The sequence below is a fragment of the Paenibacillus sp. FSL R7-0312 genome (genome assembly GCF_038004445.1).
Classification (GTDB): domain Bacteria; phylum Bacillota; class Bacilli; order Paenibacillales; family Paenibacillaceae; genus Paenibacillus_AQ.
On sequence record NZ_JBBORE010000001.1, the window covers coordinates 3,011,464 to 3,026,654 of the forward strand.

10 protein-coding genes are annotated in these 15,191 nt (G+C 52.7%); 8 read left to right on the forward strand and 2 right to left on the reverse strand.

The features are described from left to right. Positions 1-403 precede the first annotated feature (403 nt). Positions 404-3,094 (forward strand): glycoside hydrolase family 9 protein, encoded by a 2,691-nt coding sequence (locus MKX70_RS13215; RefSeq protein WP_340841659.1) that lies wholly within the window; start codon positions 404-406, stop codon positions 3,092-3,094. Positions 3,095-3,124: 30 nt separating this feature from the next. Further along, positions 3,125-6,118 carry a glycoside hydrolase family 48 protein gene (locus MKX70_RS13220; RefSeq protein ID WP_340841660.1) on the forward strand — a complete coding sequence of 998 codons (2,994 nt, stop codon included), beginning with the start codon at positions 3,125-3,127 and terminating at the stop codon, positions 6,116-6,118. 147 nt (positions 6,119-6,265) lie between these two features. Here the strand turns inward: MKX70_RS13220 and mnmA are convergent, their stop codons facing one another. Continuing rightward, positions 6,266-7,387 (reverse strand): tRNA 2-thiouridine(34) synthase MnmA, encoded by a 1,122-nt coding sequence (gene mnmA / locus MKX70_RS13225; RefSeq protein ID WP_042238684.1) that lies wholly within the window; start codon positions 7,385-7,387, stop codon positions 6,266-6,268. 319 nt (positions 7,388-7,706) lie between these two features. On the opposite strand from mnmA, the gene cymR reads away from it, so the two are divergent. Further along, complete coding sequence (gene cymR / locus MKX70_RS13230) at positions 7,707-8,126, forward strand: cysteine metabolism transcriptional regulator CymR (RefSeq protein WP_042238682.1); 420 nt, start codon at positions 7,707-7,709, stop codon at positions 8,124-8,126. Positions 8,127-8,618: 492 nt separating this feature from the next. Here the strand turns inward: cymR and MKX70_RS13235 are convergent, their stop codons facing one another. Beyond that, the gene (locus tag MKX70_RS13235; protein WP_340840162.1) at positions 8,619-9,620 is read right to left on the reverse strand and encodes a VanZ family protein; all 1,002 of its coding nucleotides are present in this window, start codon (positions 9,618-9,620) and stop codon (positions 8,619-8,621) included. A gap of 335 nt (positions 9,621-9,955) precedes the next feature. Between MKX70_RS13235 and MKX70_RS13240 the strand changes: the two genes are divergently transcribed. From MKX70_RS13240 to MKX70_RS13260, 5 genes are all read left to right on the forward strand, one after another. After that, complete coding sequence (locus MKX70_RS13240; RefSeq protein WP_340840163.1) at positions 9,956-10,153, forward strand: hypothetical protein; 198 nt, start codon at positions 9,956-9,958, stop codon at positions 10,151-10,153. Continuing rightward, on the forward strand, positions 10,146-11,405 hold the full coding sequence (locus MKX70_RS13245) for a DNA polymerase IV (protein ID WP_340783356.1): 1,260 nt from the start codon (positions 10,146-10,148) through the stop codon (positions 11,403-11,405). The genes MKX70_RS13240 and MKX70_RS13245 overlap by 8 nt, the downstream gene beginning before the upstream one ends. Continuing rightward, complete coding sequence (locus tag MKX70_RS13250) at positions 11,402-11,878, forward strand: hypothetical protein (protein ID WP_340783357.1); 477 nt, start codon at positions 11,402-11,404, stop codon at positions 11,876-11,878. Before MKX70_RS13245 ends, MKX70_RS13250 begins: the two co-directional genes overlap by 4 nt. A gap of 445 nt (positions 11,879-12,323) precedes the next feature. After that, positions 12,324-13,784, forward strand: coding sequence for a glycoside hydrolase family 32 protein (locus tag MKX70_RS13255; RefSeq protein WP_340783361.1), 1,461 nt, complete (start codon positions 12,324-12,326; stop codon positions 13,782-13,784). A 15-nt stretch (positions 13,785-13,799) separates the two neighbouring features. Next, positions 13,800-15,149 carry an ABC transporter substrate-binding protein gene (locus MKX70_RS13260; RefSeq protein ID WP_042139513.1) on the forward strand — a complete coding sequence of 450 codons (1,350 nt, stop codon included), beginning with the start codon at positions 13,800-13,802 and terminating at the stop codon, positions 15,147-15,149. Positions 15,150-15,191: the final 42 nt, after the last annotated feature.

The following is a 15,191-nucleotide window of genomic DNA, read 5'->3' on the forward strand; positions in this document are numbered from 1 at the left end:
ACCACCGCATTGCACTCCATGGCGGTGGTCTTTTATTTGCGTATCCGCTTGTGCATCTGAAATACATTAGCGTATTTTTCGGATGAGGGCACGGTAAATATGATAAAAATGGAAATTATTTGACAAAATGAGTTTGTTTTCGGTGAAATTAATTGTAAATATATAGAATTAAATTACTATATGTGGTATATGTGTAGATAGGAAGATTATTTCCTTAATTTGTAAGTGGGGGTGGGGGATGGAACGTACTGAATAGAATGTCTTATGAAATGTCTTCAATGGACGCTGGGGAGGTATCTGCGCGTGAGTCACCCGATCGGGCTGAAATGTAAAAATCGAAGGGAGATGAGTTAAGGTGAAGCAAACGAGACGGAAGACAGGCTGTATCGCAGCACTGAGCTTAATGCTAACCTGCACTGTTGCTTCAGGGACTGTTATTCATCCGCAAGTCAGCAAAGCCGCAACCGCCGGGATTAATTATGCAGAGGCACTGCAGAAATCTATTTATTTCTATGAGACCCAGCGGTCGGGTGATCTGCCGGCGAACAATCGTGTGGAATGGCGGGGAGATTCGGGGCTGCAGGACGGTGCGGATGTCGGCCACGATCTGACGGGAGGCTGGTATGACGCAGGGGATCATGTTAAATTCGGTTTTCCTATGGCGTACACCTCCACTATGCTGGCATGGTCGGTCTATGAATACAAGGATGGCTACGTGCAATCGGGGCAGCTGGATGAGATTCTGGACAATATCCGCTGGGCAACAGACTATTTTGTGAAAGCGCATACCGCTCCTAATGAGCTATGGGGACAGGTCGGCAACGGCACGGCGGATCATAACTGGTGGGGACCGGCGGAGGTCATGCAGATGGCACGTCCTTCCTATAAGATTGATGCCGCGCATCCAGGCTCTGATCTGGCTGCGGAGACCGCTGCCGCACTTGCCTCAGCTTCCATTATTTTCAGGGATTCGGATGCCGCATATGCGGACAAGCTGCTGCTCCATGCCAAGCAATTATACAATTTTGCCGATACGTACCGCGGAGCTTACTCCGATACAATCACTGACGCCAAGCAGTATTACAATTCGTGGAGCAGCTACGCCGATGAATTAAGCTGGGGCGGTATCTGGCTATACTTAGCGACCGACGAGCAGACCTATCTGGACAAGGCGATTGCCGCAAGTGATCTGTGGGGCACCAACCAAGCCGGAGACTGGGGTTACCAATGGACCCAATCCTGGGATGACAAGCATTACGGTGCGCAGCTCCTGCTGTCCCGCATTACGGGTGATCCCAAATTCATTCAATCCACTGAACGGAATATGCAGTTTTGGACTACCGGGGTGAACGGTACCTCTGACCGGGTAGCTTACACTCCCGGGGGGCTGGCCCATCTGGACCAATGGGGGGCGCTGCGGTATGCGGCCAACCAGGCATTTATGGCTTTTGTCTATGCGGACTGGGTTACTGACCCGGTGAAGAAGAGCACAGCCCAGACCTTTGCGGAGCGGCAGATTACCTATATGCTGGGTGATAATCCGCGCAATAGCAGCTATGTGATCGGCTTCGGCGCAAATTCGCCTGAGCATCCTCATCACCGCACCTCGCACGGCTCCTGGAGTGACAGCCAGACCACTCCTGCGAACCACCGGCATGTGCTGTACGGCGCACTGGTCGGAGGACCTTCCAAGACAGACAGCTACACCGATACGATCAGCGATTATGTCTCCAATGAGGTTGCGACTGATTACAATTCAGCCTTTACCGGCGCGTTGGCCAAAATGATGCTGCTCCACGGACAGGGCCAGCAGCCGCTTGCGAGCTTCCCTCCCGCCGAAACGCGTGAGGATGAAATGTTCACTGAGACTTCTGTGAACGCCAGCGGCAGCAATTTTGTGGAAATCCGGGCCATACTTAATAACCGCTCGGGATGGCCTGCCCGCTCCAGCAGTCAAATGTCCTTCAACTACTATATGGACATAAGTGAGGCTGTGGCTGCAGGGTATGGGCCAGCAGATATCACCGTCAAGGCGGGAGGCTACAACCAGGGTGCAACCGTCTCGCAGCTGCTGCCTTACGATGAAGCCAATCATATCTATTACACCAAAGTAGATTTCTCCGGCACACCGATTTATCCAGGCGGACAATCCGCTTACCGCAAGGAGGTCCAGTTCCGGATTGCCGGGCCGCTGAACACCACCTTCTGGGATAACAGCAACGACTTCTCGTTCAAGGGAGTGGCACCAGGTGCTTCCTCGGCGACAAAGAATCCGTATATACCTGTATTTGATGCGGGTGTCAAAGTATACGGGGAGCTGCCCACTGGCGGCGGAACACCCGGCGAACCCCAGGTTCCGGGCCGTCCGTCCGGCTTGCAGGCGGTACCCGGCAATGCCAGCGTGGCCTTGAGCTGGAATGCGGTCAGCGGCGCCTCACAATATACGATTAAGCGCTCTCTGGTGAGCGGCGGACCGTACACGGTGATTGGCACGGCAAACGGAGCAGTCTACAGCGACAGCGGGCTGACGAACGGAGTGGACTACTATTACGTGGTGACCGCATCGAACAGTGTGGGGGAGAGTATGGCGTCTGCACAGGCCACGGCCCGGCCGCGCGAGGCCACCACGCCGACGACAGGAGCCTTGCGTGTGCAGTATCGCACCAATGACACAAGTCCTGGCGATTCGCAGGTCCGCAGCCAGTTCCGGATTGTCAATACAGGAACCGAGAGCATTGCGCTCAGCGGTCTGAAGCTGCGCTATTATTACACCGTGGACGGGGACAAGCCGCAGGAATTCCACTGTGACTATGCTGCCATCGGCAGCGGGAACCTGAGCGGAAGCTTTGTGAAGCTGGACGCGCCGGTGTCCCTGGCTGATTCTTATGTTGAGATTTCCTTTGCCGCAGGAGCAGGAAGCCTGGCTCCGGGGGCGGATAGCGGGGAGATCCAGGTGCGGTTCAACAAGGCAGACTGGACGGCCTACAATGAGAGCAACGACTATTCCTATGGAGGAACCCAGCAGACCTTCGCGGATTGGGAGAAAGTTACACTTTACCGTGCAGGAACGCTCGTATGGGGCTTGGAACCCTAAATCATTCCAGAGAGGAAGTATGCCGAAATGATGAAGTTAAGTTCATTCAAGAAACCGGCCTCCATAGTTATGACGGCCATTCTGACCCTTTCCCTCACCAGCGGGATCTTCAATTTCAACCCCGGGACAGCCAAGGCGGCATCGGTGGAGAAGACAAGATTTCTGCAATTATATGACCAGCTGAAAAACCCGGCAAGCGGCTATTTCTCGGCTGAAGGTATCCCGTATCACGCGGTGGAGACCCTGCTTAGCGAGGCGCCCAACTATGGGCATATGACCACCTCCGAGGCCTACAGCTACTGGATGTGGCTTGAAGTGCTGTATGGCTATAATACCGGAGACTGGAGCAAGCTCGAAGCGGCCTGGGACAATATGGAGAAATACATCATCCCGGTTAATGAAGGCGACGGTGTGCAGGAGCAGCCGACAATGAGCAGCTACAACCCGAACAGTCCGGCAACCTACGCCTCGGAGCATGCCCAGCCGGATCTGTATCCAAGTGCGCTGAACGGCAAGTACACCCCGGGCAAGGACCCGCTGGATGCGGAGCTGAAGTCCACCTACGGCAATAACCAGACCTATCTGATGCACTGGCTGGTGGATGTGGACAACTGGTATGGCTTCGGTAATCTGCTGAATCCTGCGCATACCGCTGCCTATGTGAATACCTTCCAGCGCGGAGTGCAGGAATCCGTCTGGGAAGCGGTGGCGCATCCTTCACAGGATGACAAATCGTTCGGCAAGACGAATGAAGGCTTCATGAGCCTGTTCACCAAGGAAAATAGTACACCTTCCGCCCAGTGGCGTTATACGAATGCTACAGACGCGGATGCACGCGCTGTGCAAGCGATGTACTGGGCCAAGGACCTTGGATACACCAATACGGTCTATTTGAACAAAGCTAAGAAAATGGGCGACTTCCTGCGTTACGGCATGTACGATAAGTACTTCCAGAAGGTCGGCAGTGCTGCTGACGGCACACCTGAAGCGGGAACGGGCAAGGATTCCAGCCAGTATTTGCTGGCCTGGTATACGGCCTGGGGCGGCGGCCTGGGAACCGGAGGAGACTGGGCCTGGAGAATCGGCGCCAGCCATGCGCACCAGGGGTATCAGAATGTAGTTGCAGCCTATGCGCTGTCGACCGCAGCCGGAGGGCTGATTCCGTCTTCGGCAACAGCCGGAACGGACTGGGGCAAATCGCTGACCCGCCAGCTGGAATTCTACAACTGGCTGCAATCCTCTGAAGGGGCCATTGCGGGCGGAGCGACCAATAGCTATGGCGGCTCCTACAGCGCTTATCCAGCCGGCACAAGCACCTTCTACGGCATGGCCTACGACGAGGCTCCTGTCTATCATGACCCGCCATCCAACAACTGGTTCGGGATGCAGTCCTGGAGCATGGAACGGGTAGCAGAGCTGTATTATATCCTGGCTTCCAGCGGGGATACCACCTCGGCTAATTTCTCAATGGCCAAACGGGCCATTGAGAACTGGATTGACTGGTCTACAGATTATGCCTTCGTGGACAGCCGTCCGGTATCCGATGCCGCCGGTTATTATCTGGATCAGCAGGGAAACCGGATTCTGGGCGGAGATGATCCGCAGGTTGCCACCGTATCCGCACCCGGCGAGTTCTGGATTCCGGGCAATGTGGAGTGGCACGGACAACCCGATACCTGGAGCGGATTCAGCTCGTTTAACGGCAACAGCGGCCTGAAGGCAGTGACCAAAGATCCGGGACAGGATAGCGGCGTGCTGGGCAGTTACATTAAAGCGCTCACCTTCTTTGCCGCAGGGAATAAAGCGGAGCATGGCAGCAATACTGCGCTCGGCGGAACCGCTTCACAATTAGCCAAGTCCTTGCTGGATACGGCCTGGGGCTACAATGACGGAGTGGGCATTACCACACTGGAGAAGCGTGCAGATTATTTCCGGTTCTTCACCAAAGAGGTCTATTTCCCTGCGGGCTGGACGGGGACCTTCGGCCAAGGAAACACTATACCGGGCAGTGCGACAGTACCTTCTGATCCGGCCAAAGGCGGAAACGGAGTTTATGCGAGCTATACCGATGTGCTTCCCGATATTACAAATGATCCCAAGTGGAGTTACCTGGAAGGCAAGTACAATAGCTCGTACAACAAAACAACCAAAACATGGGATAATGGCGCACCTGAGTTCACCTACCACCGCTTCTGGTCACAGGTGGACATCGCTACAGCCTATGCGGAATACGACCGGCTAATCAATAACGGCAGCGGTCCAATACCGACAGCTACACCGACTACAACGCCAACGGCCACGCCAACAGCAACGCCAACGGCCACACCGGCAGCAACGCCAACGGCTACACCGACAGCTACACCAACGGTCACGCCGACAGTTGCACCAACGGCCACACCAACATCTACGCCGACGCCAACGGCTACGCCGACGACAATGCCAACGGCTACGCCGACGACTACGCCGACGACTACGCCGACGACTACGCCGACGACAATGCCAACGGCTACGCCGACGACAATGCCAACGGCTACACCGACGGTCACGCCAACGGCTACGCCTGCTGCGGCGGACCTGGTGGTTCAATACCGTACAACGGATACGAACGCCACTGATTCGCAGTTCCGCCCGCAGCTGCGGATTGTCAACAACGGGACGACAGCGGTAGATCTCAGCAAGGTCAAGCTCCGTTACTATTACACGATTGACGGAGAGAAACCTCAGCAGTTCAATGTCGATTATGCAACACTCGGCGGCAGCAATGTGCTCGGCAGCTTCGTGAAGCTCGATCCTGCGGCTACAGGAGCGGACTATTACGTGGAGATTGCCTTCAGTGCCGGCGCAGGCAGCCTGGCACCCGGCGCGAACACCGGTGAGATTCAGCTGCGCATCAACAAATCCGATTGGAGCAATTACAATGAGGCTGAAGATTATTCCTATGATTCAACCAAAACGGCTTATACAGACTGGAACCGGGTACCGCTGTACTTGAATGGCGTAAGGGTATGGGGGGTTCAGCCGTAATAAGCTGAAATCCGGTAAAGTTAAGGTAATTCTGTCTGAGCATTATTCCGTACAATAACGAACTAAAAGAACCTTCAGCTCCACGATCCAGTGGTGTTGAAGGTTCTTCTGTATGCATTAGGGGCTCGTCTCCGGCAGGTGATGCAGTTACGCCTGCGGCAGCGGCACGACCTTCTCGGCAGCCTCAATGGTTCCGCCGCCGAGACATGTTTCACCAAGGTAGAACACCACAGCCTGTCCCGGCGTGATCGCCTTTTGCTGAACATCAAAAGCAACATGCACGGTTCCATCTGCCTGCTTCGTCAGCGTAACGCCCTGATCCGGCTGGCGGTAACGGAACTTGGCGGTACACTTCAGCGGCGTATCACCAAGTGTAGCTGCATCGATCCAGTTCACGCCTGAAGCCGTGAGGCTGGTGGAGTACAGGCTGACATGCTTCTCGCCCTGCACAACATACAGGGTATTGCTTGCCAGATCCTTCTCGGCCACGAACCAGGGTTCGCCTGTGCCGGAGCCCCCGATACCAAGGCCCTGACGCTGGCCCAGCGTGTAATACATGAGTCCGTCGTGACGGCCCTTAACTTCGCCGGTGGCGATATCGACCATATTGCCAGGCAGTGCAGGCAGGTATTGGCTTAGGAATTCACGGAAATTGCGTTCTCCGATGAAGCAGACGCCAGTGCTGTCTTTTTTCTTGGCGGTGTAGAGTCCGGCTTCCTCGGCAATTCTCCGCACCTCCGGCTTCGGCAGATGCCCGATCGGGAACATGGCCTTGGAGAGCTGATACTGGTTCAGTGCGTTGAGGAAATAAGTCTGGTCTTTGTTGTTGTCCACACCGCGCAGCAGCTTGAACATGCCGTCCTCTTCTATGACCCGGGCGTAATGTCCGGTAGCCACGTAATCTGCGCCAAGCTGCAGCGCTTTGTTCAGGAATTCCCCGAACTTGATCTCGCGGTTGCACATCACATCCGGATTCGGTGTCCGGCCGGCCTTATATTCTTCGAGGAAATAGGAAAAGACTTTATCAAAGTATTCCTTCTCGAAATTAACGGTATAGTAAGGAATATCGATCTGCTCGCACACGCGGCGCACATCCTCGGCATCGGTCTCTGCCGTACATACGCCGAACTCGTCGGTATCATCCCAATTCTTCATGAAGATGCCGATGACGTCATAACCCTGCTGCTTCAGCAGAAGCGCTGTAACAGAGGAATCGACCCCACCCGACATACCGACGACGACACGGATATCCTGATTAGCTTTTGTCATCGTGATCACCATTTTCTATGCACAAAATACCGGCGTTCTGACTGAACACCCGGCTCATTGTGTATTATAACATACCTGTCTACCCCAAACAGGAGAAGGCTGTTATAAAATATAGCGAAAAACGGTTCAAAATTGACAATTTGTCCACCACTGGTGAACAAAATCGCGAATTATTCCCGTTGGGTGTTCCAAATGTGTCCAAAGATATGATAACATAAGCTGAGAGCAAACATCGGAATACGTTGATATGACATATCTCATGTCTAACCAGCGAAACAGGAACCACAGAACCAGCAACTAAACCGAAAGAGGTGCCCCTTTGAAAATATCAACCAAAGGACGTTACGGATTAACCATTATGATGGAGCTTGCCCTGAGATTTGGCGAAGGGCCAACATCACTTAAGAGCATTGCCGAGAAAAACGGACTCTCCGAGCATTACCTGGAGCAGCTGATCGCCCCGCTGCGTAATGCCGGACTTGTAAAAAGTATCCGCGGCGCATACGGCGGGTATATTCTGTCCCGCGAGACCAGCACCATTACTGCCGGAGACATTATCCGCGTACTCGAAGGCCCGATTTCTCCTGTGGACTTCACAGAAGAAGATGACCCGGCCAAGCGCGACCTGTGGCTGCGCATCCGCGACAGCATCGCCGATGTGCTGGACTCCACCACTTTATCCGACCTGATCAACTTCAAGGAAGAGAGTCAAGCGGATAATTATATGTTTTATATTTAACAGGGGCTTGCAACCTGTTGATTTCAAAGGGATTGTTGAAAAACTTAATCGCTCACTCAACTGGATAAAAGCTTCTGACAAGTCTTTTCAAGAAATTTGGAGAGACTTGTTTTTTATTGTTGGCGTGCCCAGAGGCACGCATTATCTAGTTGGTGAAAGTCCAACCAAAGGAGGGACCAAGCCACCTTTGTAGCTAGGAGGCTTGCGCATGGCGAAATCTGTGTGTAAAAGCGCATCGACAAGAAGGTGGATGGGTTCATTCATTATCCGAGGTAAAGTATATTGCCAGACAATATGGACTATAAACGCTATTGTAATCTGCATGCCCATGAATGACAGACATCGGAAAGCCGTATGAGGGAAAACCTCACGTACGGTTTGATGAGGAGGGGCTGGTTGAATCCAGCCCTTTACTCTAGTTTAGGAAATTATAGTTTTCGTCTGCTATGGATAAGGTGATTTTGTTCTTTTTTCGAACATGCTTGACATGCGTTATCTCCCGCCCAGCAACCGATGAAGCCGCGCTGCCAGCTTTTGGCCTGCATTGGCTTCCATGAGTGTAAGGTCCCACAATACCGCATGGGTTCGGGGGTCGGCAGCATCGGTGATGACTGCAATGGTCAGCTCCTGTCTGCCTTCAAGCGGCACCTGAAAAGACAGCGGCTGATTCTCGCCCGGTGCGATATTCACATTCAGGGAGTAAAGCTCTTCTCCGTCGGCACTGATAATGACGCTGCTGCCGCCGTTGCTCTTAGCAAATATAGCATCGTCAGGGACGCCGAAATTCCCGGCAAGCTCCTTATACTGTCCGTCAAGGCGCAGTGAGAATTCGTGGCGTTCCGGATTATCCGGGCTATACAGGTTGATCGCCGGTTCGATCTGCTCCTGCGCTACAGTGAAACTGTTTAGCTTCTTTTCCCACCGTACTTCACCACGCTCAAGGGAAAGCCGGTCCATTGCCCTGATCTCTCCGCGGCCATGATCCAGATAATAATTGAGACCGCTCACGGCGGAGTAGACGATCAACGTCAAGACCGCGCCGGAGGACAGGAGCTTGAGTAAACCTCTTGGCGTTGTCCGATCGCGGCGGATCAGCCGCTGGGCGCCGTAGCCGACAGTCGCACCGAGCGTATTAATGACGATATCGTTGATATCGAACGCACCCAAATGCGTTACCATCTGAATCAGCTCAACCCCGGTAATGGCAGCTAAGAAGACTAAGAGGAACGGCAGGAAGCGGCAGCGGATCAGTAGCGGAACCACCAGGCCGAACGGTACGAACGCCAGATAGTTACCCAGATTGAAGACCCAAAGATTCGAATAACCCCCGCCCGGAAATTGCAACGGAATCCCGTCAAAGACCAGGTGATACCGTAAGTCCGTCTTTGGCAGAGCCGAAGAACGGTTGAAACCGGCAAACAAGAAAAATAGGGTGAGGCCCGTGTACAGGCCCAAGCCGATCCAGGCGGCAGACCTTTTTTTGCCTTGAAGCATGATGGTTGACCTCTCTTTATCACACAGTTTAGTGTCCCTTGCAGGATAACATAGTATAAGCGATCCTCGCCGGTCCAGCAAGGCGGGCAGCGGCCGTGCAGGTCAACATACTTGTAATTCATCCATTAGCCGAGACTGGAATAGCTGCCGTTGCAAACAGGGTTGACCCTCTCCGGCTTTTTTTACCTCTAAATTCCCTTCCCGGTTCTACCGATTCCCCTTAGCTGCATATACTGTTCCAATAAGAACAAATGTTCTATTTTACCATTGCTTAAAAATCTCAATCCTGGTTATAATACAAACAAATGTTCTTATTCTACCGGAGGCGATCAGTCATGAAAATGAGCATCGGCCAAACGATTGAAATGATATACCTGGACAAAGCGGGCAAGATTACGCAGCGGAAGATTGAAGTGCACGGGATTCGTGACGGCCGCATACGGGCTACCTGTCTGAGCACCGGCCTGCCCCGTGTTTTCCTGACAGACAGCTTCTTGTCCTGGCACCCGGTACGGGGGCAGAAGTATGCCTAAAGACCGGATCATTCTGCTCTCGGATTGCCAATCCTTCTATGCAAGTGTCGAAAAGGCTGCGCATCCCGAGTATAAAGATAAGCCTGTCGCAGTCGGCGATCCCACGCGGATGAACGGTATTGTCCTGGCTGCCTGCCCCATCGCCAAATCTCATGGTGTAACCACCGCTTCACGCGTGGGTGAGGCCATGACCAAATGCCGGGATCTCATAGTGATCCGCCCGCGGATGAGTACGTATATCAAGATCTCGCTGATGATTTCAGAAATCTACAAGGGGTATACCGACCAGGTTGAGGCCTTTAGCATTGATGAGCAGTTTTTGGATGTGACCGGTTCCTTGAGTGTTTTTGGAGGAGATCTGCCAGATATGATTCACTCCATCCAGCATCATGTCCTGTTGTCAACGGGGGTGTGGACCCGGGTGGGAGTCGGACCGACCAAAATTCTGGCCAAGATGGCTAACAACTTTGCCAAGAAGAAGGAAGGAGGGGTCTTCAGGCTCGATTACAGCAATATAGACACAGAGCTCTGGCCGCTGCCGGTGCATGAAATGTTTATGGTGGCTGGACGGATGACCAAGAATTTTTACCGTATGGGGATTACTACGATTGGAGATATTGCGCGGATGGAGCTGGGGGAATTCAAGCGGAGAATGCGCACAACCATGGGTAAGCAGAGCGATATTCAAGCGGAATATTATTGGCAGACGGCGCGCGGGATCGATCCCAGCCCGGTTGTTACCGGGATTCGGCACCAGATCAAGTCGGTTGGACACGGGAAGGCGCTGCGCTGGAACCTCTATACCCGGCTGCCGGAGATTGAAGTTGTGTTGCTGGAACTGGTGATCGAGGTGTGTCAGCGGGCGCGGAAATACCGGTATATGGGGTCGGTGGTGTCTATCGTGGTGGCAGAGACGGACGGTAACAAATCTAACTCCTACAGCAGACAAATGACACTGCCGGAGCCGTCGTCTTTAACGCATGAGGTGGCAGCGGCTGCCTACCGCTTATTTGTGGATCATTGGACGGGGATGCCGTTAAGCCGGTTAGCGATCTCTATCTCCCAGCTGACCGATGACAGTGTCATACAGCTCACCTTATTCGATGACCGCATCCGCACATTGAGCAGAGAACGGGCAGTGGATCAGATCAAAACCAGATACGGCAGCCGGGCGCTTATCCGCGCATCCTCGTTGCTGGAATCCGGGGTTGCACTGGAACGGGCGCAGCAGATTGGGGGCCATTATAAATGAGCAAATTAAACGGAAATGAGCGGTGGAAAACTAAGATGTTGATGAGTGAGCATGTGGATCAGTTTGAGGAGAAGCAGGAGGATACGGTCAGAAAAATGATCACTGTCGAGGAGCGGACGATGGTGCGTGACCTCATTTTGCTCCCCTACATAGATACTATGGTCAGCCGGAGCCTGAAGGAGATCGAGCTGTCCGGCAGCATCCTTAAGCGCGCCTTTGTGATAGCGGGGCAAGCGATACAGCGCCGGATCATGCAGGATACCTACCAGCTGCAAAAAGAGCTGAAGCAGCGCAATATCAAAGTGCTGCCCGACGAGCAGGAGGAGTTCCTGGTGTATCACAAAATCTTTTGCCGGGGATATCAGGAACGGTTCGGACTTACGCGTGATGTGATGCGCACTGAGATCAGCTTACGGCTGACCAAATATACAGCGGAGCTCGGGGCAGCACTGAAGGATCATCAGAAATTATAACAGCAGCTTAGCCGGTGCTGTGGTGCTCCAACGTTTTTAGGTCCCAAGGAGTCAGAACAGTCTTTTTGCCACTTCATTGCATGTTGAAACTCTTGTATACTGAAGCCCTGCCTCCTTCGAGTATAGTAATCTCATGTTATATTACAGGTCTCTAAGGAGGCCTTTTTTTCTTGCCCATTAATTTTGTCGTCAGACCCTTTGAAGGCATCGTGGGCAATCTGGAGCAGCGCTTCCATGAGAACAGTATTGGTTGTCACACTATTTTCGTCTGAGGTAATACTTTAAAATAATAATTCAAAAGAACCTCCGGTTGCCACTTTGTGATGGCAGACGGAGGTTTTTTTTAAAACCAAAAATATTGAACACAGGATAAAGAACTTGGAATATAAAGCGCTTTCTTAATGTTATATACTCAAGGCACGTTAAAAGAAAGGGGTTGCAAACATTGTCGAATTTGTTTTACAGGCCGGCAGGAGCCTGGGTGGGAGATCTCATTCCCTACTATAAAGACGGTACATTCCGTTTGTTCTATCTTCATGACTGGAGGGAGAATAGGAGTATTCATGGGGAGGGAACTTCCTGGTTTGAGCTCCGCACAAGCGATTTTGTACACTATGAAGAAATGGGCGAAATGCTGAAGCATGGAAGTGTGAGCGAGCAGGATCTCAACTGTTACACCGGCTCGATCATCGAAGCCCAGGGAGAATATCATCTGTTCTACACCGGCCTCAATCCGAATCCGGAATTCGTAGAGAACGGGGTGCCGCTCCAATGCGTCATGCACGCCGTGAGCACAGATATGGAGCAGTGGCGGAAAATCCCCGAGGATACCTTCTATTCCGACGGAATTCAATATGAAAGGCATGACTGGCGCGATCCCTTTGTATTCTGGAACGAAGAGGCGGGGGAGTACTGGATGCTTCTCGCCGCAAGGAACAAAGAAGGTCCTTCCCGGCGCCGGGGAAGCATCGGGCTCTGTGCTTCGAAGGATCTGAGGCAATGGGAAATCCGCGAACCGTTCTGGAATCCGAAAATGTACGTGACGCACGAATGCCCGGACTTATTTCAAATCGGGGAATGGTGGTATCTGGTTTACTCCACGTTCTCGGAGCGGTTTGTCACCCATTACCGCATGAGTAAATCTTTAAGCGGTCCTTGGACGGCACCGAGAAACGATGCGTTTGACGCCAGGGCGTTCTATGCCGCCAAAACATGGAGTGACGGGAACAAGCGATATGCTTTTGGCTGGGACCCCAGCAAGGAAAACGAGGATGACTACGGTGATTGGCAATGGGCGGGGAATTTGGTCGTGCACGAACTTGTTCAGGAACAGGATGGAACATTAACGGTTCGTATCCCGGAGACAGTCTCCCATCATTTTTCAAATGAACAGGCTGCCGTGTGGGGCTCCCGGCTTGGGGATTGGAAGGAGTCAGAGGGAGGCATAGCGGCGGTGGCTGACGAGACCTTCTCTTGCGTATCTGCGGGTTCCATGCCGGAAATCTGCAAAATTTCGGCCCGGTTATCCTTCTCCGAAGGAACCAGAAGCTGCGGTATTATGCTTCGTGTTAGCGAGGACAACGACGATGCCTATTATGTTCGCCTTGAACCCATTCATAACCGCCTGGTGTTCGATATGTGGCCTCGCCGGATAGAGGGTGAGATGCAGTGGCATATCAAAGGAGACCACCCGCATGCGGTAGAGCTGGAAGTACCCATAGAGTTGCATGCCGATACGGATTATAATATCGAGATCGTTGTGGAGAATTCGGTTTGCGTCGTATACTTGGCCGACCAGGTCGCCTTGACTACACGTTTGTATAATTTAAAAACCGGCAACTGGGGCTGTTTTGTTCAGGAAGGCCGGGCGAATTTTGAACAGGCATCCATTTCGGTTCCCAACTAACAGGAGGTCTTATAAATGAAACGTTATGTCAAATGGCTGACTCTCTCGTTATCACTGGTTGTCCTGGCGGCGATGGTGAGCGCATGCGGAGGCAAAAATACTAATAACGGCGCTTCAGAAACCGGATCGGCGAATCCGCAGAAGGTGGACAAGAAAACATACAAGTGGTTCGTGGCCCGCGGCGTAGACAGCCCTCCGGCTGTTACTGTAAAGGAGATTGCAGATGAGTTCTCAAGGACGCATCCGGAATTCGAGCTGGTTCTGGAGGGCACGGGTGATCGCCCGTCCTATCTGCAGAAGCTGCGGACATTGATTGCGAGCAATGAGATGCCCGCCATGTTTGATACAGATCCGGATGCCTATGCTTCCAAGCTCGTGGAGCAAGGCAAACTGGTCGATATGAAAAAACTGCTGGAGGAGCTGGGGAAATATGAAGATTTCCGTCCGGTGGCCCTGCAATATCAGCAGTTCGCAGACGGCAGCATGTATACTTTCCCGCTAGAATATGGAATCGAGGTATTCTGGTACAACATCAAGATGTTCAAGGATCTTGGCCTGGAGCCGCCGAAGACGTTCGATGAGTTCATGGAGGTTGCCGAGAAGCTGAAGCAAAGCGGGGTTACGCCGATTGCCGTCGACGGCAAGGATAAATGGCCGGTTCTCCGGTACCTGGCGTACAAACCGTTCCGCATGACAGGCAATGATTTTATCGAAAATGTAAAGCAAGGCAAAGCATCCTTCAAGGACCCGGCCGGCATGGAAGGGATTAAGTTCGTTCACGATCTGGGCACCAAAGGGTACTTTCAGCAAGGATTCACTGCAACGGATTACACCGCAGCGCGCGATTTGTACCTGAGCGGCAAAGCCGGGATGTATTACATGGGTTCATGGGAAACTATGAACTTTGTAAATGATAAAGTAAGCGCAGAAATGAAGGACAATATCGGGTTTTTCCGGCTTCCCATGATGGAAGGTGCCACAACGGCTGACAATGATTATTTTATCAACTCGGGTATCGGCGTTGCCTTCAACCAGGAGACCTTCGATGATACGATGAAGGAATTCGTCAAATTCCTTCTGGAGCAATACCCGAAGGCCTATACGGAAAAAGGCCAATTCTCGCCTTTCAATTATTCACTGGATCAAGAGCAGGGGATGCCGGAGCTCTTCTATAAAATTCAGGACGAAATCGCGAAATCCGGCAACGTCTTTGCGGTCCCGTGGGATACGCGCCTTGATCCGGCCACGAATGAGCTGCTCGGCAATGAATTGAATGCCCTGGCTCTGGGAGCCCATACTCCGGAAGAGTTTGCCGAGCTAATGGATCAGGCGATTAAAGAAAACGCGCCGAAATACTTCAAATAGCGATTCTAAACATGGCGGCCAGCCGCAAGCCGGTTGGCTGCT